Here is a 22,282-nt window from a genome sequence, read left to right on the forward strand (position 1 = left end):
AAATCGTTTCTGGTTTATAGTTAATTTCCTCCACGTCTCGCTTAGAACGTGAAATCTAAACTAAAGGAATACGTGCGAGGCATTTCCCGAGCGGATTCGGGATCACCCAAACTGCGGTGCCAAGGGGTGAAGACAGCCGCATTCTCGATGTTAAGCGCCAGTCGTAGTCGTGTTCCGTTGATTTTTTCCAGTAAAACTGGAGGGACGTTGTATCCTACCGATACGTTTTGCAAACGTACATAGTCTCTGTTTAACCATACATTTCCGCCTCCCAGGTTGATGGAGTTGATTCGGGCGAAATTGTTTTCACCGTTAAGTGGCGTCCAGTAAGGAATGGTGTACCAGTTTTTGTTTTTGATGTATTGCTGGGAATTGTTAAACGGCTCTTGTGTACCGCCTTTCCAGCCGAATTTACCGAGAAATACCAGCCCCAGGTCGAAATTCTTCCATTCGAAATCGTTTCGGAAAGTGATGTACCAGGGGTTTTTGGTTAAGCCCAGAAATACGCGGTCATCGATATCGATGTCTCCGTCGTTGTCCTGATCGACAAAACGGAAGTCACCGGGGAACAATCCGTACTCAGCGGCTTCATCGGCTTCGTCCATTTGGTAGACACCGTCTAGATCCCAATCCCAGATAATGTCTTTGTTTTCCCCAATAAACCAACCGTTTTGCAGATCATCGGGCTCCCGCATGACGGTGTTGCCCTGTGCATCGGTCATGGGGATCGGCGCATTACCCAAGGTAGTAATTTCGTTGATCGCGTAGGTAACGTTAAAATTACTGGTCCAGGTAAAATCGCTTCGTGTCACGTTGATGGAACGGATTCCCAGATCAAATCCACGGTTCCGCAAGTTTCCTACGTTGGTTTTTACTGAACCGAAACCGGTCAGTTCGGGTAATTTTTGATCCAGCAACAAATCCCTGGTCTCGGATTGGTAAACATCCAAGGAACCGCTCACCCGGTCATTGAAAAACCCGTAGTCAATACCTATGTTAAAGGATGCGTTTCGTTCCCAAGACAAAAACGGATTGGCAATACGCGTAATCTCGGTACGCGGTGCTGCAAAATACCCACCATCGTAATTCAGGTATAGGTTGCTATTCAATCGTGCGTAGGCATTGTAGTCTTCCAGTCCACTACTGTTCCCGTTCACACCGTAGCTCGCCCGTACCTTAAGATAACTTAGAATACCACTGTTTTGCATGAAGTCCTCGTTGGAAATCGTCCAGGCAGCGGATAGGGATGGGAAATTACCCAGCAGGTTGTTAACCCCAAATCGGGAAAAACCATCCCTTCTGATGGAAGCAGAGAAATTATATCGATCCCCGTAGGCATACGTCACACGACCCATCAGGCCGGTTCGTGAATTAACCTCATCGTAAGAGGACATGGTTGGGTTCAGACCCAATTGCATCGCATGGAACCCAAGGCTCGCGGTGGGCGAGAAGTTGTTGGTCATGGCACGCGTTTCCCAGCTTTGGTTTCTTTCGGTATTGTACAAGCCGGTAAAGCCCAGGCGGTGTTCGCCGAATTGCTTGTTCCAGTTCAGGATGGTATTGGACTGCCAGCGGAAAGACTCGTTGTACCTTCTTTCGGCTGCATCCACTGCACGTTGCGGGTTTCCTGCCTCGTCCAGATCGAAGCGTTTGCGAACGGAAAAACGCGGCGTGTAATCCTGACGGAGGCTAAATCCGAAAGGAAGCTCCAATTGTGCATAAAGCGTGGGGTTGATCATAATTTGGTTATGCAGTCGGGTGTTCCAGGAGGGACCCTGGTAAGGATTGGAGATATTCGATCCGGCAGCCTGGTCGTTTAGGTTTTCCCGTGTTCGGGGAGCCCCATTCGCCCAGGGCTGATCGTAGACGGAATACACCCGGTATCCTCCGTTACCGATGAACTCCTGTCCTTCGTCGATAAAGGTGAATTGTGTGTTGGTACCCACACTCAAACGTTCGCCCAGGTTGACATCCAGATTCAGGCGAGAAGTAATTGCCTGAAAGGATTCACCCAATCGTACGGACTCCCGATCGCTGTAACCCAGCGAAAAGTAGTAGGCCACCCGGTCGGTTCTACCCGAAACACCCAGGTCGTAATCCTGTCGCACACCGGTGTGGAACAAGAAATCCTGCCAATCGTAGGTAACTCCGTTTCTGTAATTTTCTACCTCGTTGTCCCAAAAACCGAAGTTATTGATTCGGGTCATTCGGATCACTTCCGGATCGGTCTCTCCCGGGATCCCATTCGCCGCCAACCAGTCGTCCTGATACTGCGGATCAATGTCGTTAAAATCCCGGAAACGAGTCCAGGGTTCAGTGATGGTATTGGTAATCGTTTCGTTCATGTCCGTCAACCAATCCAATACCGCCTCGCCCTGATAGGTTTGTTGCCTTCTGGCTCCTGTGACCAAGCCAACGCGGGAACTGAAGGTGATTTGAGGTTTGCCATACTGGCCTTTTTTGGTGGTGAAAATAACCACCCCGTTTGTAGCCTGTGATCCGTATACGGCTGCCGCACTGGCATCTTTCAATACGTCCACGCTTTCGATGGTGTTTGGGTTGATCTCTGCCAGGTCTCCCTGGAAGATGACCCCATCCAATACGATCAGCGGCCTGTTGGCAGCACGTTCGTCACCCGCATCGGCTTTCATGGAATTGTCACCCCGAACCTCAAAATCCGGTACGTTCCGGGCGTTGGTGGCATATCCCACACTCAGACCGGGTACGGTGGTTCTCAGAATCTCGGAAACACTGGTGGGTTTGTACTTCATCACCTCCTCCGCCTGTACGTTCACCACGGCGCCGGTCAGGTCTTTCTTCTGTTGCGTACCGTAACCAATTACGACCACTTCGTCTAGCGCCTGAGCACTTTCAGAAAGGGTCACGTCGATGGTAGATTGATTGTTTACCTGAATGGTTTGGCTCTCGAACCCGATGAACGAGAATACCAGGGAGGATCCTTCCGGCACGGTGATGCTGTACTTTCCGTCGATATCGGTGGCGGTACCGATGGAAGTGCCAGGCACGGACACGGTAGCTCCGGGAATAGGCTCTCCGTTTGAGTCCGTTACGGTACCCGAGACGGTCACGTCAAAGGGAGCGGTGCGTATGGACTCCAGATTTTCATTGGATGCCATAAGCGGCACCTTCTCTATGTTCGTTAGATCCCTGCTGGGCCCGTTTGGGGACGCAATTAGCCCCCCATTAAACAGGGCGAACAGGATTGCCGCTAAGGATGATTTGGATACCAGCCCACGGCAATTTGGTAAATTTTTTTTCATAATAAATTTTGAGTTTAATTGAATTGGAAATGTAATTTTCTAAGTGAATTACCAACTTATTCGCGTGTTTCATAGGCAAATTAATCTTCTTTTTCCGTAATTATCATGAAGTACATCCAGAGGAGAATGGAGCTTCGAAGGGGATGCAACCCAATGTCGAACGACCATTCCTAGAACTATGGAATCGATTGCACAGCAGAGATAAAAAAACCTGCATCGATTTACCATTCAAATACATTTTTATCCGTTGTTACGTGTTAAGCGCCTAATTATAGAGAAAAAAGATTGACCGTGAAAATTATTTCAAAAAAAGTTGAGACTTTCCACGCTTTTTTTTCCCACTTGAAATTTGTATTAGTTTTAGTTTAAAAAAACCGAATTTTCTATGGCACTATACGTTGGGTTGAAAACTAATAATACACATAGTATATTTTTTCTCCTTCAGTGATCTCTTTTCCTACAACTTGCTGCGAAAATCCATCTGGAATGCTGCTTGGTTTTGACTATTCGGGTCTCCGTACTCGTCTACCCTTAGCCGGCATGTTGGCTTCATTTCTGTCCTCAGGCGAGCGTCTGCCAGGGCTGGTTGCATCCATCGTGCTACCCTCCGTGGCCTCAAATCCCGGTGGGTTGCCAGGTATATTTTTGTTCCAACATCGGAACGCCAAAATTGGTCGATTTTCTTTCTTCGGTTTTTCGAAATCCCGCTTTCAGATAGAGGCTGGCGGCTGTGGTAAGGTTGGCGCTGGTCCATAAATAGGCCTGGGAATAGCCACCGATCCGGATACGATCCATGCAGAGCAGGAAGAGCCGTTTTCCCAGGCCTTTTCCCCGGTAGTCCGGACTTGTGATAAAATACCGCAATTGTGCGGTTTGGGCATCACGGTGAACCAACGCGATGCATCCTTTGACTTCATTACCGGCTTTTGCAATCCAGATCCTATCGGTATTTTCCTGGAATTGGCACACAAATTCGGCGAAGGTCCGGGCAACGTATTTTTCGAAGCCCAATCCAAATCCAAACTCCTCGTAGTAGTGCTTCCCATGCAGGGCAATGATTTCCCCAATGTCTCCGGGTTCAAAATGAGTGATCAGGCGAAGGGATTCATCCGATAGGGAACGTTGCGAATTCATGCAGTTGCAGTGATTAAGAGGCCCGTGGTCTTCGGTTGGCGTATCGGTTCAAATTTATCACTACCCAGCCGGAAAATCAAAGAAAATCCCGAATCAACGAATGGAACCTTGCATCGCAAACCATGCGAGGGGGTATTCTGCGGGATTTTTTGTTTCTGCCGCGAATAACCTGTAACTTGTTCGGTTCAATGCACCCGATCTTAGGGCGGGGAGCTATCTCGTTTTTTAAACCAAATAAACCCGTACATAAAAAAATGGATCAATTAACCGTTAATTTTCAGGAAGCCCAGGAGGCATTTTTGCTATTGAAGTCGATGGACAACCACCAGCTCGCTGGTTTTTTAGAGGAGATGGCCCGGCAAATTGATGGGATTCGCGAGGAACTCGTACCGACGGCTGCCCGGGAATCACATTTGCCTGAGGGAAGAATCACGGGAGAACTTGGCCGAACCTTGGGTCAAATCCGGCTTTTTTCTCAGGAAGTGTCCGAGGGAAGTTGGGTAGAGGCCACGATTGACCGGGCGGATCCGGAACGAAAGCCGGTGCCCAAGCCAGACCTACGACGCATGTTGCGGCCTTTGGGTCCTGTTGTGGTATTTGGCGCCAGCAATTTTCCGCTGGCTTTTTCTACGGCGGGTGGAGACACCGTCTCTGCCCTGGCGGCAGGTTGTCCGGTACTATATAAGGCGCACCCAGCGCATCCGGAAACCTCACGGATGGTGGCCGAGGCCATAAAAAACGCGGTCCGGCTAAGCGGCTTACCGAAAGGCACCTTCCAACACATAGAGGGGGGAATAGAAACGGGCCAATTAATGGCTACCCACCCCCTGGCAAAGGCCGTGGCATTCACCGGATCCTTCCGTGGAGGAAAGGCACTGTTCGATGCCTGCAATGCCCGGGAACAACCCATTCCTGTTTTTGCGGAAATGGGAAGTGTCAATCCGATTTTTGTGTTTGAAAAATTCCTTACCGAGCAGGTGGAGGTGGGAGCAGCTGCCTATGCGGGCTCGCTCACCCTGGGAGTGGGGCAGTTTTGTACCAACCCAGGCCTGATTTTCGTTCCCAAATCAAAAGAGCAGGCCTTTTCTGAGGCTGTCGTAAGCCAGTTGAAGCAGACGGAAGGTGCACCCATGCTTCACGAGGGTATTTGCCACAATTATTATCAGGCGCTGGAGACCTTGTCTCATGCAGGGGAAATCGAGTGGCTCCTGGCATCGAAACCGGGGGAATTATTAACGGGGAATGCGGCCCTGGCCAAAGTATCCGCCTCAGATTGGCTGAAAGAAGATGCTTTCCAGGAGGAGGTATTTGGCCCTTTTGGGATCATGGTAGTCTACGAGACCGAGGCCGATCTCATCGCCCTGGCTCAAAAACTGAAAGGACAGCTTACCTGTTCCGTTTGGGGCATGCCGGAGGAATTGGACCGGAGCGGTGCCTTTCTGAATCTTCTGGAAGAAAAATGTGGCCGGCTATTGTTTAAAGGGGTGCCTACGGGCGTAGAAGTCGGGTATGCCATGCAGCACGGAGGCCCCTTTCCATCCACCACGGATAGCAGGAGTACCTCGGTAGGTGTGTATGCCATTAAGCGATTTGCCAGACCGATAGCCTATCAGGACATGCCGGAATCCCTGTTGCCAAAGGCCTTGCAGGAGAAGAACCCCCTGGGAATTCTTCGGAGAGTGGATGGAGAATGGGTATCCGGATAAGTCAGCTGCCAGGGCGCTGGTCCTGCCCCACTCCTGCCTGATATCGGGGAGCGGTACGCGGAAGGTTGTTCGTCACCATCGATTTCTTCGGGCCATTAACCACGGGGATGCCTCTTATTCGTGCTTACAGGAGCGCCAGGTCCTTGACGACACCTTTGCCGTATCGGCTTTCGATCAACTGGAGGATTTTTGATTTGTTGAGCATCATTTCTTTCTTCAGGGGTCCGGAACTTATTTTGGCGTACAGTACTTTTTGCCGGATAGAAAGATGCTGGGTTCGGGAGGCTATCGTTTTGCCCATGAGTTGTTCCCATTCCTGGATAACGGTCTTTTCCGAAAAGGTATCCTTAAGGCGGTAGGCCTCCAACAATTCTTCGAACACCTCCTTTAATGGAGCGGTATGATTGTTTCGTTGGTTGTCTGAAGGATATTTTTTCATGGGGTAAAGATACGTGGAAACCCTCATAAAAATAACTTCGATGCCAGGTAATCTGCCAGTAATTTTCCGGACTCCGTCAGCGTGATCCGGTCCTTGTGTACGTGGATTTTCCCCTGGGATTCAAAGTCTTCCAGCATTGTTTTTCGCTCGGCGAGCAGGTCCCACTGGAATTTTGCTTTTAGATAGTCCGGACGCAGCCCCCAAATGGTACGTAAAGAGGTCAGCAGGTACTCGTTGATGTGGTCTTCCCGTGATAGCTTTGTTTCCGAAAAGGCGAGCCGGCCGGCTTGCAGGTGCTGCAGGTAACGGGCGTTATCGGCTACATTGTGTCCCCTATTCGTTCCGTCAAACGAGTGGGCGGCAGGTCCTACACCCAGGTAAGGTACGCCTTTCCAGTAGTTGCTATTGTGCAGGGAGAAGGCATCTTTTTTTGCAAAATTGGAAATCTCATAGGCCACATAGCCTGCCGAAGAAAGCGTCTGCTGAAGGATTTCAAACTGTTCGGCCTGAAAGTTCTCAGAGGCTGCCTTAAATTTTCCTTTTTTTTCCCAAACCCCGAGAGCGGTCTTGGGTTCGATTGTCAGGCAATACGCACTAATATGTTCAGGCGCTTGATGGAGAGCTTGGGTCAGGTCCTGCTGCCAGATCCCATGATCGGGCTGGGGAAAGCAGTAAATCAAGTCTATTGAAAGGCTTTTGAATCCGGCTCTTCTGGCTTTTTGAAGCGAGGCAAGCGATTCGTCAGCGCTGTGCGAACGATTGTAGAAGCGCAGCACCTCTTCGTTGAAACTTTGAATCCCAATACTTAATCGGTCGATACCGATGGTCAGGTAGGCCTCCAGTTTTGTCTCGTCCAGATCATCGGGGTTGGCTTCCAAGGTCACTTCCCGAAATGCACAGGCGTAATTTTCTTGCACCGTTTGCCAGATCTTTTCGATGGCTGTGGGAGACAGAATAGATGGAGTACCCCCGCCGAAATAGAGGGTTTCGATGGGGCTGCCTGCAGGTAAATACGATTTTCTGAGTACCAGTTCCCGGCAGATTGCATCTACCATTTCTGTGGTTTTTTTCAGGTTGGTGCTGAAATGGAAGTCACAATAACGGCAGGCTTGCAGGCAATAGGGAATGTGAACGTAAATACCAGCCATTGGCTCTATGTGGTTTGAAATTGGATTTGTAATGTCCAGTGAGGGAGGGCCCGGGATGCGACCGTTTGGATCCCTTTTCCCCAAAATGGGCATACAAAGCTAAAGATTCTTGCGATCAGGTTTTAGTTTTTGTGGATAATTGGCTTATTTTTGGATAAAAATCGACATGCAATCCCTCTTACGATGAAAATGAATTCTCCCAAAATAGCTCTTTGGTCGACGGTATGCTTCTTGCTTGCGTCTCTGCATTCCCTCGCCCAGGTGGACATTAAAAAAAATTTGGTACCCAAAGACGCCCAGGTAACAAAGGTTGGGGAAGGATATGCTTTTACCGAAGGTCCGGCGGTGGATCGCGAAGGCAACGTGTTCTTCACCGATCAGCCGAACAACAAGATTTACAAATGGAAATTTTCAACGGGGGAAATTTCGGTTTTTTCGGAAAACTCGGGCAGGTCCAATGGCCTTTATTTCAACCTGCAGGGTGACCTGATCGCCTGTGCGGATGCGGAAAACGAGCTGTGGTCGTTTGACAAGGAGGGCAATCACGAGGTGCTTCTCGAGAGTTTTAAAGGTAAAAAACTGAACGGACCGAACGACCTGTGGATCAATCCCAGGGGAGGAATTTACCTGACGGACCCCTTGTATGCCAGGAAGTATTGGGACAGGGATCCTGAAATGCAGCAAGACGGGCAACATTTGTATTACCTAAGCGCAGACGGGCTGCAGTTTTTCCGCGTGGATGAAAACCTGGTGAAGCCCAACGGCCTGGTGGGAACCCCGGATGGAAAGAAACTTTACGTAGCCGATATCGGAGATAACAAAACCTATGTGTACGATATTGAGGAGGATGGATACCTCACCAACCGCAGATTGTTTGTGGAAATGGGTTCGGATGGAATGACCATTGACCATCGAGGCAATGTTTATTTGACGGGAAAACGAGTGACCATTTTTAATAGTAGGGGAGATCAGATTGGGCATATCCCGATTGATGCAAATTGGACGGCAAATGTATGTTTTGGTGCGGGCGACAGAAAGACACTATTTATAACGGCTATGGATGCGGTCTACACCTTTCCGATGAAGGTAAGGGGTGTTTGGTAAGTATCCTTCGGCCTTTGGTTACCGGGTGGGTGCTGTTGTTTGGACTTGCCGGTAGTGCCGAGGCACAAACGAACAGCTATCGGCTCACTGTATTCATTTCAGCAGAGGATGCTGACCCCGGGCGGGACGTACACGACCTGCCAGACAGCCTGGCAGTCTACGATCTTTCACGGAAACTACTCGATTCCTTGTATTGGGAGGGTTATCTGGATGCGAAGGATTCCCTGCGATTTTTTGGAGATAGAAACGCCCACCTTTACCTGGATGCCCGGGAGCAGTATACCTGGTTGGTTCTCAGCAGGGGTAATTTGGAGCACTGGATGCTACCTTCTGCTAGTCAAGTCGGGTTTCCGATTCAGGACAAGCCGTTTCGCTTTCGCGAGTTGCGCTCCCTCATCGAAAAAATACTAAGCCAGGGACAAAACAACGGGTATCCCTTCATGGAGGTATCCCTGGACAGCGTTCGAATCAGGCAGGATCGTCGGGTGGCAGCCGGCTTGCGGGTAGAAAAAGGCCCCTGGATTTCGTTTGATACCCTACAGATTACCGGAAATTCCCGGACACAATCACTTTTCCTGGGGAGAAAGCTGCGAATGGTTCCGGGCGAACCCTTCTCCCAAAAGCGGGTTGATCAGGCATTGGAAGGGCTCCGAAATATTCCCTACCTTCGGTTAGAAGGGAACCCCGAAATTTCCTTCCAAAATGAGGAAGCGACCGTTTATTTACCCGTAAACGACCGGAAAATCAATCGCCTTGACGGCATTATTGGCTTGCTGCCAAACGAGATCGAGGCCAACAAATGGCTGGTAACCGGACAGTTTGACCTGCACCTGGCTAATGTATCCGGAAGGGGTAGGGATTATTCGTTGAATTGGCAGCGGCTCAGCCAGTATTCCCAAAACCTGCGAGTGGCAGCCAGGGAGCCCTTTCTATTTGGTTCTCAGTTGGACCTAGGCTTGTCCTTTGCCTTTCTGAAAGAGGATACCACGTTCTTAAACCGGGAGTTTGAGTTGCATGTCGGGTATCAGGTAGCAGCGAATACCTACCTCAGGTTTTTTGGCAAGCGGCAAGCCGGAGATTTGCTGGATGTAAGCAGGTATTCCGATGCCAGCGCACTGCCCGAGGTCGCCGATTACCGATATACCAATTACGGGGCAACCCTGGAATTTAGCGATGTGGACGATATCTTAATGCCGAGAAGCGGTTGGCAGGGATTCCTTCGGCTGGGGATAGGGAATAAGCGGTTGGTAGAAAATACCGGCCTGCCACCGGAACTGTATGAAGAGGCCTGGCAAAACACCCTTCAGTACTACCTGCAAGGTAATCTTCAGCGGTATTTCCGATGGAATCAATCTCTAAGCACCAAATTTTCCCTGGACGCGGGAGACATGTACAACAAGAACCTGTTTCTCAACGATTTATTTCGACTGGGTGGGTTGAAGAGCATTCGGGGATTCAATGAGAATTTCTTTTACGCCAGTAGGTACGCTTACCTGACTGTGGAACCGAGGTACTATATCGGTAATGAGTCCTATTTTCTGTTGTTTTCGGATGTCGGTATGCTGGAAAACCGCGTATCGGGACAGAAAAGGCAATGGCCGCTTGCCCTTGGTGGTGGATTAAGTTTGGAAACCAGCGGGGGGATCTTTACATTCGTTTACGCGCTGGGTCAGGCTGCCGATCAGCCGATGACGGTAGCCTATTCGCGGGTTCATTTTGGGTTTACCAGTCGTTTTTAATGAAAACAGGCAATCAGATTTTTATGGGATTCCTGGGCTTTTGGCTTGGGGTGTTGATGACTACGGCTGGTACCGCGCAGGTGCTGATTAATTACGATCCTGAGATGCAACAGGAGTATACGGGGCCGGGTGGAAATCGATCTGTATTCGTCCGGGTAGATGCGGAGCAATTTCCAGCAGCATCCTGGCGTATCCTCGTAGCTAAAAACGCCGGCTTGTTTTTTGGGGATGTTTTATGGATGCTCCCGGAAACGGATACCCTCCTGTATTTAACCAACGAGATTCTGCGTTCCCACGCCAGTCCGGGCGGTGGGGTAAACCTAACGGTACGGGGAAAAGGGATTGACCGAACCGATGTGTCCGTAAAAAAGGGGTTTTTCCCATTGGATTCGCCTGAAACGGTGCCGTTGGTCGGGCCCATGAGTAAACGGGAAATCGATAATGTAAAGGATTTCTTTTTTATTGCGGTGTTTGTGCTGTTGTTTTTCATTGCACTTTTTCGGCTGCTATTTCCGACCATCTTCGGGGTGTTCTGGAACCCTGCTGGCATTTTCTCTTTCGAGGACTTGTGGGAGTCCGTTGGGTTTTCAAAGATCTATTCTGCGGAGCTTTTGTTTTATTTGATTGTTGTCAATCTGGGGGTGGGCTTGATGGTACTGTTGGGGATCCACATTTTCGAGGTAGAGATGCTGGGCATTGCCTTCGAAAAAGAGCTGGAAACGATGGTCTTGCTTTGGTTGATTATCAGTGGGGTGGGCACCTTGCTTACTTTTTTTAAGTTCATGTGGCTGGGAATGAATACGTTTATTTTCGACCTGCAGCGGGTGGCCCTTCCTCATTTTTTTTATCTGCTGAAGGTAAGTGGGTTTTGGTTGTTGGTTGTCTTGGGTATAACTGTTGTTTTGTATTCGAACCAGTTGATCCCGGGAGGTCTGTATTTACAGACCTTATATTATTCGTTCTTTGGACTTTATACCGCAGGCATTATTGGTCTGTCAATCTGGTTGTACAAAAAAAAGGATTTTAATAATTATCATTTATTTTCTTACCTTTGCACCTCTGAATTGATCCCCTTTTTGGTGATTTGTAAATTGCTCCTAGGGTAAAGGAAAAAAAAGTAAAATGACGCAATCAACAAAAGACAGATTAAACCGGGTAAGAAGCATTTTGGTTTCCCAGCCAAAACCGTCTGATGAACGATCGCCCTATTTTCAGTTGGCTGAAAAATACAAGATCAAAATCGACTTCAGGCCGTTCATTCAGGTGGAACCGGTATCCATCAAGGATTTCAGAAAACAAAAGATTGAGATCTTAAAGCATACTGCCGTAATTTTTACCAGCAGAAACGCCATCGATCATTTTTTTGGCATTTGTCAGGAACTAAAAATCGAAATGCCTGCGGATATGAAGTATTTTTGTATTTCGGAACAAACGGCGCATTATCTCCAAAAATACATCGTTATCCGAAAGCGAAAGTTATTTGTCGGAAACCGCACGGCTGCTGACTTATTCGACTATTTCAAAAAGCACAAATCAGAAAAATACCTTTTCCCCTGTTCGGACATCCGAAAGGACGACATCCCTGACTTTTTAAGCAAAAACGGCATTGACTTTACCGAGGCCATCATCTACCATACAGTAGCGGCCGATTTATCGGATTTGAAGGACATTAAATACGATATTTTGGCATTCTATAGTCCTTCGGGCATTAAGTCACTGTTTCAGAATTTTCCGGATTTCGAGCAAGGCAAGACCCGGATTGCTGCGTTTGGACCGACCACAGCGCAGGCAGTTAAAGAGATGGACCTGATTCTCGACATTGAAGCGCCACTCCCAAATGCTCCGAGCATGACCGGTGCTCTGGAACTTTACATAAAAAAAGCGAATAAAATCTGATTTCTTTTAATCTTTTTTCAGGTAAAGTCAGTTTAAATGTGTAGAATAGGTTTCCAATTGCAAAATGTCCCTTACACATGACCACAAAAAACTACCTGACATTCTGTGTTTGTTTTTTCGCTGCATTTCTGAGCTTTCAGCCATACGCCGTGGGGCAGCAGGATGCACAGTTTACACAGTATATGTACAATGGTATGTTTTACAATCCTGCATTCGCAGGCAAGGAAGCCGGATACCGCATTTCTGCCCTCCACCGCACCCAATGGCTGGATTACAGTACGAGTACCGGGGCGGGTGGGGCGCCTACCACGCAGTTGCTGTCTGCTTCCGGCCGCTTTAAAAAAATTCCGATCGGGTTCGGATTGGTTGCGCTGAACGATGCCATTGGTCCATTTACCAATCAGGAAGTCAACCTTTCTCTTGCCTACCACCTGACCTTGGGTCGGGGAGTCCTGAGCGTGGGTGCTTCGGGCGGTTTTTTTTCCAGTACGATTCGATACGATGAGTTTTTTCCGGTAAATCCGGACCCGACCGTCCCCTCGGCGGGGGATGAAAATCAGGGCAACCCCAATTTGACAGTGGGATTGATGTACGACCGGGGGAATTATTACCTGGGCTTAAGCAGCAGGAACCTAAACGAGCCGGGTTTTGATTTTGGGGACGGAAATCTGGTAAACCGACTGGAAAACCACCATTACTTGTTGGCGGGGTACCGGATAAACACTTTTACCCAATTTTCAGTTGAACCTAGTATATTGCTAAAATCGGTATCGCTGAATAATTTTTCGTACGACGTCAGCGTTATAGGCACGTACAACAAAAAAATAAGTTTGGGATTGGCTTACAGAGGTGAAGAGTCTGCTTCCGTGTTGTTGGGATACAGTCTGTTAAGAGATAATTCCCTCAGGTTGGGTTACGCATTCGATTTGGTCGTTGGTGGTCTGGAAGCAAAGTCCCCCACCTCGCACGAGTTTATGTTAACCTATAATTTACCTCAGGTTTCGAAACAAATTGACAGAATGATTCAACGGACCCCGAGATTTCGGTTCGACTAGTGAAAACATAATTGAAAAAATCCTTGTGTTTTTCTGATAAAATCTGTTAAATTTCGAATTGGTTAGTTGTTTAAATGGTTGAAAATGAATGTAGTTAATTTAATGTCATTTATGCTTAAAAAAATGAATCAGCGCTTTTTCACCCTGATTTCGGGCCTGGTAATAATGACATTACTCCAGGGTTGCGGACTTTTTGGAAACAAAGGGACAGCGAGTGAAAAACTCAACCGGCGAGGTGAGGTGACCGGCGTTCCGAAGCGTTCCGGCTGGCAGCAGGCACTGCCTTTTGAAATGGCTCCTGTAAAGGCTGGAACTTTTTGGATGGGTCAATCGGACGAAGACATTGCCTTAAGTCTGTCCTCGATGAACAAACAAGTCACCATATCCGAATTTTTTATGGATAAGTACGAGGTTTCCAACAACAAGTACCGGCAGTTTTTGGATGCGGTGCGCATGGGTGACCTGGCACTTGGAACCCCTACCACCCAAGCTGATCCACCTCAGTTTGTGTTAGAGGAACTGCTTCCTGACACTACGGTGTGGTCCACCAGTTTTACCCATCATTACGGTGACCCGTTAATGGAGTATTATTTCGACCATCCAGCCTTTGACGACTATCCGGTGGTGGGCATTAGCTGGGATCAGGCGAAGCAATATTGCGAGTGGAAATCCTATCACATGAACGCCAACGACGAGTCTGAATTCGACATGCCCAAATTTCGATTGCCATTCGAAGCGGAATGGGAATATGCAGCGAAGGGAGGCAAAGAAATTGCCAAGTACCCCTGGGGAGGCCCCTACCTTAAAAACAGAAGGGGTTGTCTGATGGCCAATTTCAAGCCAGGTAGGGGCAATTATATTGACGATGGCTTTGCTTACACGGCACCTGTCGATGCCTTTGCGCCAAACGGCTACGGTTTATACAACATGGCGGGCAACGTTTCCGAATGGGTTGAGGATGCCTACAATCCGGCTGCCAATGCGCTAATCTGGGACATGAATCCGACGTTTAAGGATTCCACGGAGACCCGAAAAGTAGTACGAGGAGGTTCCTGGAAAGACGTAGCCCATTTTTTGGAAACGAGTGCCAGAAATTATGAATACCAATACGTGCAAACCGCGCACATTGGATTCCGTACGGCCATGACTTATATTGGTCGCTCAGGTACGATGGACGTGAAATCAAATAAACGAAGCAGACGATAACATTAGCTCATTCACCTATACCAGAAACATTTCCTTACTTAACGTTTTTTAAAAATTATGTCAACAGAAAAAAACACCTTCGCTTATAAGTTTTACGGTTCGGTCATGCCTAAGATTTATGGTATTGGCGCTGCAGTAGTAATTTTGGGAGCCATGTTTAAGATTTTGGATTGGCCGTTTGCCTCTCTCATGATTGGGGTAGGTCTTACTACTGAGGCATTGATTTTCTTTTTATCTGCTTTCGAACCGAAAAGCGAAGAACTGGACTGGACCAAAGTATATCCGGAACTCGGTGGAAAAAAAGGGAGTCCGAAGTCCACAGGTGCAGCTTCGGATCAAACGTCTCAGAAAATGGACGAACTATTGGAGAAGGCAAAAATCGGCCCGGAATTGCTGGAAAGTCTGGGAAAAGGCATGCAGAATCTTGCCAGTACCACGGAAAAATTGGGTTCACTTACCGATGCCACGGTAGCAACGAACGAATATGCTGAGAACGTAAAAAAGGCTTCCAATTCGCTGGTTGAAATCAATAGTTCTTACAGCAAAACGGCTTCCGCTTTGGCGGAAATGTCCTCCGCATCGGAAGATGCCAAAGCTTACCGAGACCAGATTCTTAACGTAACCCGAAGCCTTTCGGCATTGAATAACGTTTACGAAGAGGAATTGAAAGATTCCAACATGCACGCCAAAACGATCAGTAAGTTTTATTCAAACGTCACAGCCGCCATGGAAGGCATTGCCGAAGCAGGCAAGGAAACCGAAACTTTTAAAACCGAACTGGCGAAATTAAACCAGAATGTCAACTCCCTGAACAAGGTGTATGGTGGCATGCTTTCAGCAATGAAAGGATGATTTCGTTGAATGAGCAGTTCTTACTTATTTTAATCTAGAAAACATAAAATAGCTTATGGCGGGTGGTAAAGAAACACCAAGGCAGAAGATGATCGGGATGATGTACCTGGTTTTGACTGCTTTATTGGCACTACAGGTAAGTAACCAGATCCTTCAGAAGTTTATTCTGATCAATGACGGTTTGGAGCGAACGTCGACGAACTTCATTCAGAAAAACCAGTTTTCTGTGAATATCATCTCCTCTACCGTCGAACAGCAGGGCAACAATCCGGTGGATGTTCCCAAAGTGGAAGTGGCCCGGCAAATCCGAGAGAAAAGTTCGACACTATATCAGTACCTGGAGGATGCTAAGGCACGGTTGATCGATGAAGCAAATGCGATTGACGATGAGGGCAATTTTAAAACATCTGCCCTGAAAAACGTAGACATCCCCGGGAATATTTTTAACAACAATCGTCTCGGGTACGAGATGCAGGAAAAGCTCAACGAATATCCGGCAGAATTAACTCAAATGCTAGCGGAGTTGAATATCCCCGTCTCTTTTGAAAAAATTGCCAAGGATGCCAATGAGATCGATTTGTTTAAAAACGACGTTGACGTCAGGTTCAAAGACTACGTCAATTTGAACTACGTGAAGTCCCCCATAGGGGCGGTTCTGGCGATTATCAGTCAGCACCAGAACGAGGTGCTCAACATTGAGAGTGAGGCATTGAATGCGATCACGAATTCCTTGGGATCGTTTATTTTTGAAGCAGATAACTTGAAAGCGAGGGTTGCGGCAAATTCTAACGTGGTGGCGGCAGGTACTACGTTTGAAGCAGAGATGTTTCTGGCATCCTCTTCCTCGTCTACTGAATTAAAAATGACCGCGGATGGCCGGGAAATACCGGTGGAATCTGGTTTTGGTAAAATAGCATTTCCGGTAGCTCCTGCATCCAGCTACGATGACCGGGGGCTTGCCCCCCGAACCTTAAGGGGCGAAATAGTGGTGCCCATCGGAGGGCAGGACAGTGTATTTACTATCGATTACGAATACTTTGTGGCCCAACCGGTCATCAAGGTTAGTTCGGAAGTTGTGAACCAGTTGTATGCGGAATGTGCCAATGACCTGGTGATAGAAGTTCCCGCGCTTGGAAACTCCTATGCGCCGGAATTTTCGGTTGCCGGAGGGCAGGCGATAAAAGGTTCCAGGCCTTCCGATGTAACGGTAATTCCTGCGGCTTCGGGCACTGTAAACATCACGGTATCCAGTGGAGGAAACCGCATTGGTACCGTAGACTACGAAATCAAACCGGTACCGGCACCTACGATCCGTCCGTTTAATGGTGACACCCAAATTGATTTGCAAAATCCCACGCCAGCCAATGGTCTCACCAATCTTCAGATTAGGGCCATACCGGAACCTACGTTTGGAAGAACCATGCCCCGAGATGCCAATTTTGAGGTAACCGCCGGTGAGGTTCGTTTGGTAAGAAACGATGTGCCCAGAGAAAGTGTGAACATCACCGGACAAAACGTGGCGGTACGGAATCTCTTAGCGCAAGCACAGGGAGGCGACCGCCTGGTAATCATCGCTCGGGAAGTGACCCGAACAAACTTTAGGGGAAATAAAATCAGAAGTACCGTTAACGAAGTCTATTCTATTCAGATCAGGTAATAAGTCGTCGTTTGGAGCGTTTTAGAATTAAAGAAAGAGAAATCATGATTGTACCGATAAAAGCATCCGTCAATTTTTGGCTGTTTTGCCTGGCGCTGACCTTACTGGCACTGCCCGCGGTGTCGCAAAACACCAATACCCAAAATCCAAACATGGATCCGGGCGATACCGAGTTTGAGATGGATACCGTCTTCTCTGTACTTCCCATACGGGAGGACGATAAAATGTATCAAATAGGCGTTTGGCGACGAATTGATCTGCGTGAGAAGTTTAACCTGCCCCTCTACGGGACCGGAGGACTCAAATCGGACGGCATCATGATGAACATTTACAATGCCATCGTGAACGAAAATGCCTTTGAGATCTTTGCAGACGAAGAATTTACACAACCACTGTCCATCAGTGAATTCCAGACCAACTTCCTTACGGCTGAAAATGGAGACAGTACGTTTGTCAAGGACATTTATTACCTGGATTTCCGGGAAGATTTTGTATTTGACAAGCATCGATCGGAGGTTAAATTTGATGTCAAATACCTGGAGCTGGTTATGCCTTCTGAGACCAACTCCGGAGCCGGTCAGAAATCCATCGCGTTTATTCGATTTAAGGATTTCTACGAGTATTTTGACGATCTGGAAAAAGGGCAGTGGCTAAATTTTCAAAATACATCCAAACATCTTCCCTACAGTCAAGCCTTTGACTTGCGCTTGTTTCGATCTGTGGTTCGGAAATACACCAACCCGGATAACGCACTTATTGTGGACATGATTGATCCAAATAATCCAAATGCACAGTTGCAGGCTTTTCTAAATTCCCTGGAATTTGAATACGATTTGCTTGAATGGGAAAATAACCTGTGGGAGTGGTAGTAAAAAACAGAAAATAGTGTTCTTTGAAAAAAGCAACTCGAAAAAGTTGCTTTTTTTTTTATGGGTGGATGGAGGAAAATACTTTTTCTGCTTTGTCTTTTCCAACCAATTCGATAAGTGCTTCCCGACTTGCGGCCTCAATGTTTTTAAAGGATTTGAAATGCTTCAGGAGTTTTTGCGCAGTACTTTCCCCAATGCCCTCTATCTTCGTCAATTGGGATGCCAGTGCACCTTTGCTTCGTAAATTACGGTGAAACGTAATGGCAAATCTATGGGCTTCGTCGCGTATACGTTGGATCAGCCGCAACGATTCCGATTTTTTGTCAATGAATACGGGGTATTGATCGCCGGGAAAATAGATTTCTTCCAGTCGCTTGGCAATTCCAATAATGGGCACTTTTCCATACAAGTCCAGGTGGCGTAATGCGGCTACGGCCGAGGATAATTGTCCTTTGCCACCATCGATCACGATTAGTTGGGGTAAGGGACTCCCTTCCTCAAGGATCCGTTTGTACCGTCGTTGCACCACTTCCTCCATGCTTGCAAAATCATTAGGCCCCTCCACTGTTTTGATGTGGTAGTGCCTGTACTCTTTTTTGGCGGGTTTGCCATCTTTAAAGCAAACCATGCTTGCCACCGGATGACTACCTTGTATGTTGGAATTATCAAAGCATTCGATGTGGGCGGGAAGGGCTTTCAACGAAAGGTCTTGTTGCAATTGAAGCAGGGCCCGGTTTTTCTTGTGCTTGTTTTCACCGGCCAGCAATGCTTTTTCTTTTTTGTAGTAGAGGGCATTCTTCAGACTTAGGTCTACCAGTTTTCGTTTGTCTCCGATTTTTGGAACGGTGAAAACCATGCCTTCTGGCAGGTCCTCACACTCCTTATTAACCAAAACCTCTTTTGCATCGCTCTGGAATTGGTCGCGAAGGTGAACGATAGCCCTTAGCAAAAGGTGGTCATCGGATTCGTCCAGGCGTTTTTTGAGCTCCACGGTTTTGCTGAGCGTAATGGCGCCATTTTTTATTCGAAGGTAATTAACGAAGGCAAATTTTTCTTCACTGACAATGGCAAACACGTCCAGACTATCCGTATTGGGATTGATCACCAATGATCGGGCCTGGTATTTTTCCAAAAGATCCAGCTTTTCTTTAAAAAGGTGTGCCTGTTCGTAGTCCAAAGTGGCCGCCGCGGCCTGCATGTTTTCCTTGAAGTAGGACTTTGCTACTCCCAGGTTTCCTTTTAGGATATTTTTTGCCTGCTCGATATCGTAGCGGTAACTGGTTTCGTCCTGGAATCCTTCGCAGGGGCCTTTGCAGTTACCCAGGTGGTATTCCAGGCAGACTTTGTAGTTAGAAGAAGCGATTTTCTGCGGAGAGAGATCCAACTTACAGGTGCGGATGGTGAAAAGTGAGTGTATCAGATCCAGCACATTGTTCATCGCCTTCACGCTGGCAAACGGGCCAAAATAAGTCCCTTTGGAGGGAATCACCCGTCGTGTCGGATAGATCCTGGGGAAATGCTCGTTCGTCAATACCAGGTAGGGGTAAGTTTTGTCGTCTTTCAGCAAGACGTTGTACCTGGGCTGGGATTTTTTGATGAGGTTGTTTTCCAACAAAAGCGCATCAAATTCAGAATTGACTATGGTGATCTCAATGGAATGGATTTCCCGCACCATTCTACGGGTCTTTTGGTTGATCCCAGAGTTTTTATTGAAATAGCTACTGACGCGTTTCTTTAAATTTTTTGCCTTCCCTACATAAATCAGTTTGCCTTCTTTGTTGTAATAGCGGTACACTCCCGGCAGATCGGGAAGCTGCTGGTATTCCGATGGCAGGTAGGAAGGGGAGAGCATGTCCATATAGACAGAATGGTAAAATGATACGGATTGTTCCCAGAATTAAAAATCCGTACTGCTCGCATCGTAGTCAAACTCCTGGTATACGTCTTGGTTTAAATCGTACTTGGAGCAATCAATTTCTATGCTTAAGGGTCTTTCAGGCTTGGGGAATGGTCCTTTGGTGATGCCGAGGCTGGGATCTTCGTAGACCTTTGTCATGAATTTTGCCCAAATGGGACGGGCGGTCCGGGAGCCCTGTCCGTTGAGCCAACTGCGGAAGTGGATGGCGCGATCGTCTCCACCTACCCAAGCTCCACTAACCAGGTCCTTGGTAATACCGATGTACCATCCGTCGGAGGCATTTTGGGTGGTGCCTGTTTTGCCGCCAATCTCATTCCCTTCGTCTCGTAAGTTGCGCGGTAATCCCTGACTGGTGCCACCTTCCTCTTCTGTACCTCCACGCAACATGTACACCATGATATAGGCATGTTCCTCGCTCATGGCGGGGCGTTTTCTCGGGATGAACTGATGCAATACATTGCCATTTTTATCTTCAATCCGGTCGATGTATATGGGGGTAATGTGTTCTCCTTTATTCACAAAGGTGCTGAAGGCCCCGACCATTTCCATGATGGAAACATCCACGGTTCCCAGGGCAAGGGCGGGTACTTCCTCCAGTTCGCTGGTGATTCCGATGCGATGTGCCGTTTCGACGACTACACTTGGGCTCAGTTTTTTCATCATATACGCCGTGATGGAATTGACGGACTGGGACATGGCAGAACGAATGGTCATGCGCTCGTAGGTGAATTCCCCATTGGCATTTTCTGGTCTCCAGGTGGGTTGGTCGGGTTGATTGATTTCGACGGGCTGATCAATCACGGTGTAGCAGGGGCCGTATCCGTTTTCAATGGCCGCTGCATACACAAAAGGTTTGAACGTAGATCCCGGTTGTCGCTTGCCTTGCTTGACATGGTCGTATTTAAAGTATTTGTGGTTGGCGCCACCTACCCATGCTTTGATGTGCCCACTGTGGGGATCCATCGAAACGAAACCCGTTTGCAGAAATTTTTTGTAGTACCGAAGGGAATCCATGGTACTCATGAGGGTGTCAATTTCCCCTTTTTCGTACGAAAACACCGTCATTTTTTTCTTTTCGTTGAGTTTGACAGCAATGCTGTCTTCATTGTCCCCGTACCGGGATTTCAGGTTTCGGTAGGCCTGAGTTCGTTTCACGGCATTTTCAATGAAATCTGGAATTACCCTCCCCTGACTATCTATCCAGGGATCCCGGTTGCGCATTTCCTCTTTGAATTTCTCCTGCAGCTCCGGCATGTGCTCGGCTACGGCTTCTTCGGCATATTTTTGAAGCCGGCTGTCGATGGTGGTGTAGACGCGCAATCCATCACCAAACAGATCGTAATTGGTTCCGTCGGGCTTGAGGTTTTCTTTGGTCCATTGTATCAAATCCGCTTTTACCACTTCCCGGAAATAGGTCGCCAGTCCTTCATTATGGCCTTCCACCAGGTATTCGAGCTCAATGGGCAGTTTGGACAGGCTGTCGAACTGGGATTCCGTGATGAATCCATACTTGTTCATTTGGGACAGTACCGTGTTTCTTCGGCGGTTGGAATTCTCCGGATTATAGACCGGGCTGTAGTAGGAGGGAGCCTTGAAAAGGCCAACCAGTGTGGCGGATTCCTGGATATTCAGCTCCCTGGGTTCTTTGTTAAAAAAGGTGCTGGCAGCGGTCTTGATACCGAATGCGTTGCTCCCAAAATCGGAAGTATTCAGGTACATGGTGAGCAATTCTTCCTTTGTATAGGCCCTCTCTAGTTTTGCCGCGACGATCCACTCCTTGGTTTTAATAATCACCATGCGCAGTACGGGAATATTGCTTAACAGGCCCTGGGATTCCCTGGTACGGGTCTTAAACAAGTTTTTGGCTGTTTGTTGGCTCAGGGTACTTCCTCCTCCGGCACCTCGCTGCCCGAGAAGAAGGGTTTTGACCAGGACCCGTGTCAGCCCCCGTGGGTCTATTCCGGAATGGTCTTCAAACCGAACATCCTCTGTGGCAATGAGCGCATTGATCAGGTTTGGAGAAAGCTCGTTGTACGTCACCGGCGTCCGGTTTTCCCGAAAATATTTTCCCAGCAGGATGCCATCTGCTGAATAGAGCTCGGAGGCGAGTTCGCTGTCTGGGTTTTCCAGGGATTCAAAATCAGGTAAGTCGCCAAATAGGCCCAGAAAGTTGACATTCACTGCTGCTATAAAGAGAATGATGCCTACCAGACCCATCACAAAAACCAGCCACATGTACCGGATGATTTTCGTGTACATCGGGCTGCGGTTATTTTTT

16 protein-coding genes are annotated in these 22,282 nt (G+C 47.9%); 10 read left to right on the forward strand and 6 right to left on the reverse strand.

The window, feature by feature from the left end; all coding sequences use genetic code 11:
- Nucleotides 1-41 precede the first annotated feature (41 nt).
- Both ABWH99_RS04320 and ABWH99_RS04325 read right to left on the reverse strand, forming a co-directional pair.
- Entirely contained in the window at nucleotides 42-3,281 is a 3,240-nt protein-coding gene (locus ABWH99_RS04320; RefSeq protein WP_375585077.1) for a SusC/RagA family TonB-linked outer membrane protein, read from the reverse strand.
- Between the two features lie 615 nt (nucleotides 3,282-3,896).
- Nucleotides 3,897-4,415, reverse strand: coding sequence for a GNAT family N-acetyltransferase (locus ABWH99_RS04325; protein ID WP_375585078.1), 519 nt, complete (start codon nucleotides 4,413-4,415; stop codon nucleotides 3,897-3,899).
- Between the two features lie 254 nt (nucleotides 4,416-4,669).
- On the opposite strand from ABWH99_RS04325, the gene ABWH99_RS04330 reads away from it, so the two are divergent.
- Nucleotides 4,670-6,121, forward strand: coding sequence for an aldehyde dehydrogenase (NADP(+)) (locus ABWH99_RS04330; protein WP_375585079.1), 1,452 nt, complete (start codon nucleotides 4,670-4,672; stop codon nucleotides 6,119-6,121).
- 124 nt (nucleotides 6,122-6,245) lie between these two features.
- Here ABWH99_RS04330 and ABWH99_RS04335 read toward each other — a convergent pair whose 3' ends face one another.
- Together ABWH99_RS04335 and hemW are read right to left on the reverse strand one after the other, a co-directional pair.
- Complete coding sequence (locus ABWH99_RS04335) at nucleotides 6,246-6,560, reverse strand: DUF721 domain-containing protein (RefSeq protein WP_375585080.1); 315 nt, start codon at nucleotides 6,558-6,560, stop codon at nucleotides 6,246-6,248.
- Between the two features lie 23 nt (nucleotides 6,561-6,583).
- Entirely contained in the window at nucleotides 6,584-7,708 is a 1,125-nt protein-coding gene (gene hemW, locus ABWH99_RS04340; protein WP_375585081.1) for a radical SAM family heme chaperone HemW, read from the reverse strand.
- Nucleotides 7,709-7,891: 183 nt separating this feature from the next.
- On the opposite strand from hemW, the gene ABWH99_RS04345 reads away from it, so the two are divergent.
- From ABWH99_RS04345 to gldN, 9 genes are all read left to right on the forward strand, one after another.
- Nucleotides 7,892-8,812, forward strand: coding sequence for an SMP-30/gluconolactonase/LRE family protein (locus ABWH99_RS04345; protein WP_375585082.1), 921 nt, complete (start codon nucleotides 7,892-7,894; stop codon nucleotides 8,810-8,812).
- The gene (locus ABWH99_RS04350; protein WP_375585083.1) at nucleotides 8,806-10,551 is read left to right on the forward strand and encodes a BamA/TamA family outer membrane protein; all 1,746 of its coding nucleotides are present in this window, start codon (nucleotides 8,806-8,808) and stop codon (nucleotides 10,549-10,551) included. The genes ABWH99_RS04345 and ABWH99_RS04350 overlap by 7 nt, the downstream gene beginning before the upstream one ends.
- A complete protein-coding gene (locus ABWH99_RS04355) occupies nucleotides 10,551-11,657 on the forward strand; it encodes a DUF4271 domain-containing protein (RefSeq protein WP_375585084.1) in 1,107 nt (368 codons plus the stop codon). The genes ABWH99_RS04350 and ABWH99_RS04355 overlap by 1 nt, the downstream gene beginning before the upstream one ends.
- Nucleotides 11,658-11,673: 16 nt before the next feature.
- Entirely contained in the window at nucleotides 11,674-12,447 is a 774-nt protein-coding gene (locus ABWH99_RS04360; RefSeq protein ID WP_375585085.1) for a uroporphyrinogen-III synthase, read from the forward strand.
- Nucleotides 12,448-12,524: 77 nt separating this feature from the next.
- Nucleotides 12,525-13,502 carry a type IX secretion system membrane protein PorP/SprF gene (locus ABWH99_RS04365; protein WP_375585086.1) on the forward strand — a complete coding sequence of 326 codons (978 nt, stop codon included), beginning with the start codon at nucleotides 12,525-12,527 and terminating at the stop codon, nucleotides 13,500-13,502.
- Nucleotides 13,503-13,613: 111 nt separating this feature from the next.
- The gene (gene gldK, locus ABWH99_RS04370) at nucleotides 13,614-14,708 is read left to right on the forward strand and encodes a gliding motility lipoprotein GldK (RefSeq protein ID WP_375586537.1); all 1,095 of its coding nucleotides are present in this window, start codon (nucleotides 13,614-13,616) and stop codon (nucleotides 14,706-14,708) included.
- A 57-nt stretch (nucleotides 14,709-14,765) separates the two neighbouring features.
- Nucleotides 14,766-15,560, forward strand: a complete 795-nt coding sequence (gene gldL / locus ABWH99_RS04375; RefSeq protein ID WP_375585087.1) for a gliding motility protein GldL — start codon at nucleotides 14,766-14,768, stop codon at nucleotides 15,558-15,560.
- Between the two features lie 55 nt (nucleotides 15,561-15,615).
- Nucleotides 15,616-17,217, forward strand: a complete 1,602-nt coding sequence (gene gldM / locus ABWH99_RS04380; protein WP_375585088.1) for a gliding motility protein GldM — start codon at nucleotides 15,616-15,618, stop codon at nucleotides 17,215-17,217.
- A gap of 44 nt (nucleotides 17,218-17,261) precedes the next feature.
- Nucleotides 17,262-18,086 (forward strand): gliding motility protein GldN, encoded by an 825-nt coding sequence (gldN, locus tag ABWH99_RS04385; RefSeq protein ID WP_375585089.1) that lies wholly within the window; start codon nucleotides 17,262-17,264, stop codon nucleotides 18,084-18,086.
- 58 nt (nucleotides 18,087-18,144) lie between these two features.
- On the opposite strand, the gene uvrC is transcribed toward gldN, so the two are convergent.
- Nucleotides 18,145-19,938 carry an excinuclease ABC subunit UvrC gene (uvrC, locus tag ABWH99_RS04390; protein WP_375586538.1) on the reverse strand — a complete coding sequence of 598 codons (1,794 nt, stop codon included), beginning with the start codon at nucleotides 19,936-19,938 and terminating at the stop codon, nucleotides 18,145-18,147.
- A gap of 45 nt (nucleotides 19,939-19,983) precedes the next feature.
- On the reverse strand, nucleotides 19,984-22,263 hold the full coding sequence (locus ABWH99_RS04395; protein WP_375585090.1) for a penicillin-binding protein 1A: 2,280 nt from the start codon (nucleotides 22,261-22,263) through the stop codon (nucleotides 19,984-19,986).
- Nucleotides 22,264-22,282: the final 19 nt, after the last annotated feature.

Source organism: Cyclobacterium xiamenense (assembly GCF_042140265.1).
Classification (GTDB): Bacteria; Bacteroidota; Bacteroidia; order Cytophagales; family Cyclobacteriaceae; genus Cyclobacterium; species Cyclobacterium xiamenense_A.

Coding starts and splice junctions, on each gene's coding strand:
- ABWH99_RS04320 (WP_375585077.1), bottom strand. CDS start 3,281: ATGAAAAAAAATTTACCAAATTGCCGTGGGCTGGTATCCAAATCATCC.
- ABWH99_RS04325 (WP_375585078.1), bottom strand. CDS start 4,415: ATGAATTCGCAACGTTCCCTATCGGATGAATCCCTTCGCCTGATCACT.
- ABWH99_RS04330 (WP_375585079.1), top strand. CDS start 4,670: ATGGATCAATTAACCGTTAATTTTCAGGAAGCCCAGGAGGCATTTTTG.
- ABWH99_RS04335 (WP_375585080.1), bottom strand. CDS start 6,560: ATGAAAAAATATCCTTCAGACAACCAACGAAACAATCATACCGCTCCA.
- hemW (WP_375585081.1), bottom strand. CDS start 7,708: ATGGCTGGTATTTACGTTCACATTCCCTATTGCCTGCAAGCCTGCCGT.
- ABWH99_RS04345 (WP_375585082.1), top strand. CDS start 7,892: ATGAAAATGAATTCTCCCAAAATAGCTCTTTGGTCGACGGTATGCTTC.
- ABWH99_RS04355 (WP_375585084.1), top strand. CDS start 10,551: ATGAAAACAGGCAATCAGATTTTTATGGGATTCCTGGGCTTTTGGCTT.
- ABWH99_RS04360 (WP_375585085.1), top strand. CDS start 11,674: ATGACGCAATCAACAAAAGACAGATTAAACCGGGTAAGAAGCATTTTG.
- ABWH99_RS04365 (WP_375585086.1), top strand. CDS start 12,525: ATGACCACAAAAAACTACCTGACATTCTGTGTTTGTTTTTTCGCTGCA.
- gldK (WP_375586537.1), top strand. CDS start 13,614: ATGCTTAAAAAAATGAATCAGCGCTTTTTCACCCTGATTTCGGGCCTG.
- gldL (WP_375585087.1), top strand. CDS start 14,766: ATGTCAACAGAAAAAAACACCTTCGCTTATAAGTTTTACGGTTCGGTC.
- gldM (WP_375585088.1), top strand. CDS start 15,616: ATGGCGGGTGGTAAAGAAACACCAAGGCAGAAGATGATCGGGATGATG.
- gldN (WP_375585089.1), top strand. CDS start 17,262: ATGATTGTACCGATAAAAGCATCCGTCAATTTTTGGCTGTTTTGCCTG.
- uvrC (WP_375586538.1), bottom strand. CDS start 19,938: ATGCTCTCCCCTTCCTACCTGCCATCGGAATACCAGCAGCTTCCCGAT.
- ABWH99_RS04395 (WP_375585090.1), bottom strand. CDS start 22,263: ATGTACACGAAAATCATCCGGTACATGTGGCTGGTTTTTGTGATGGGT.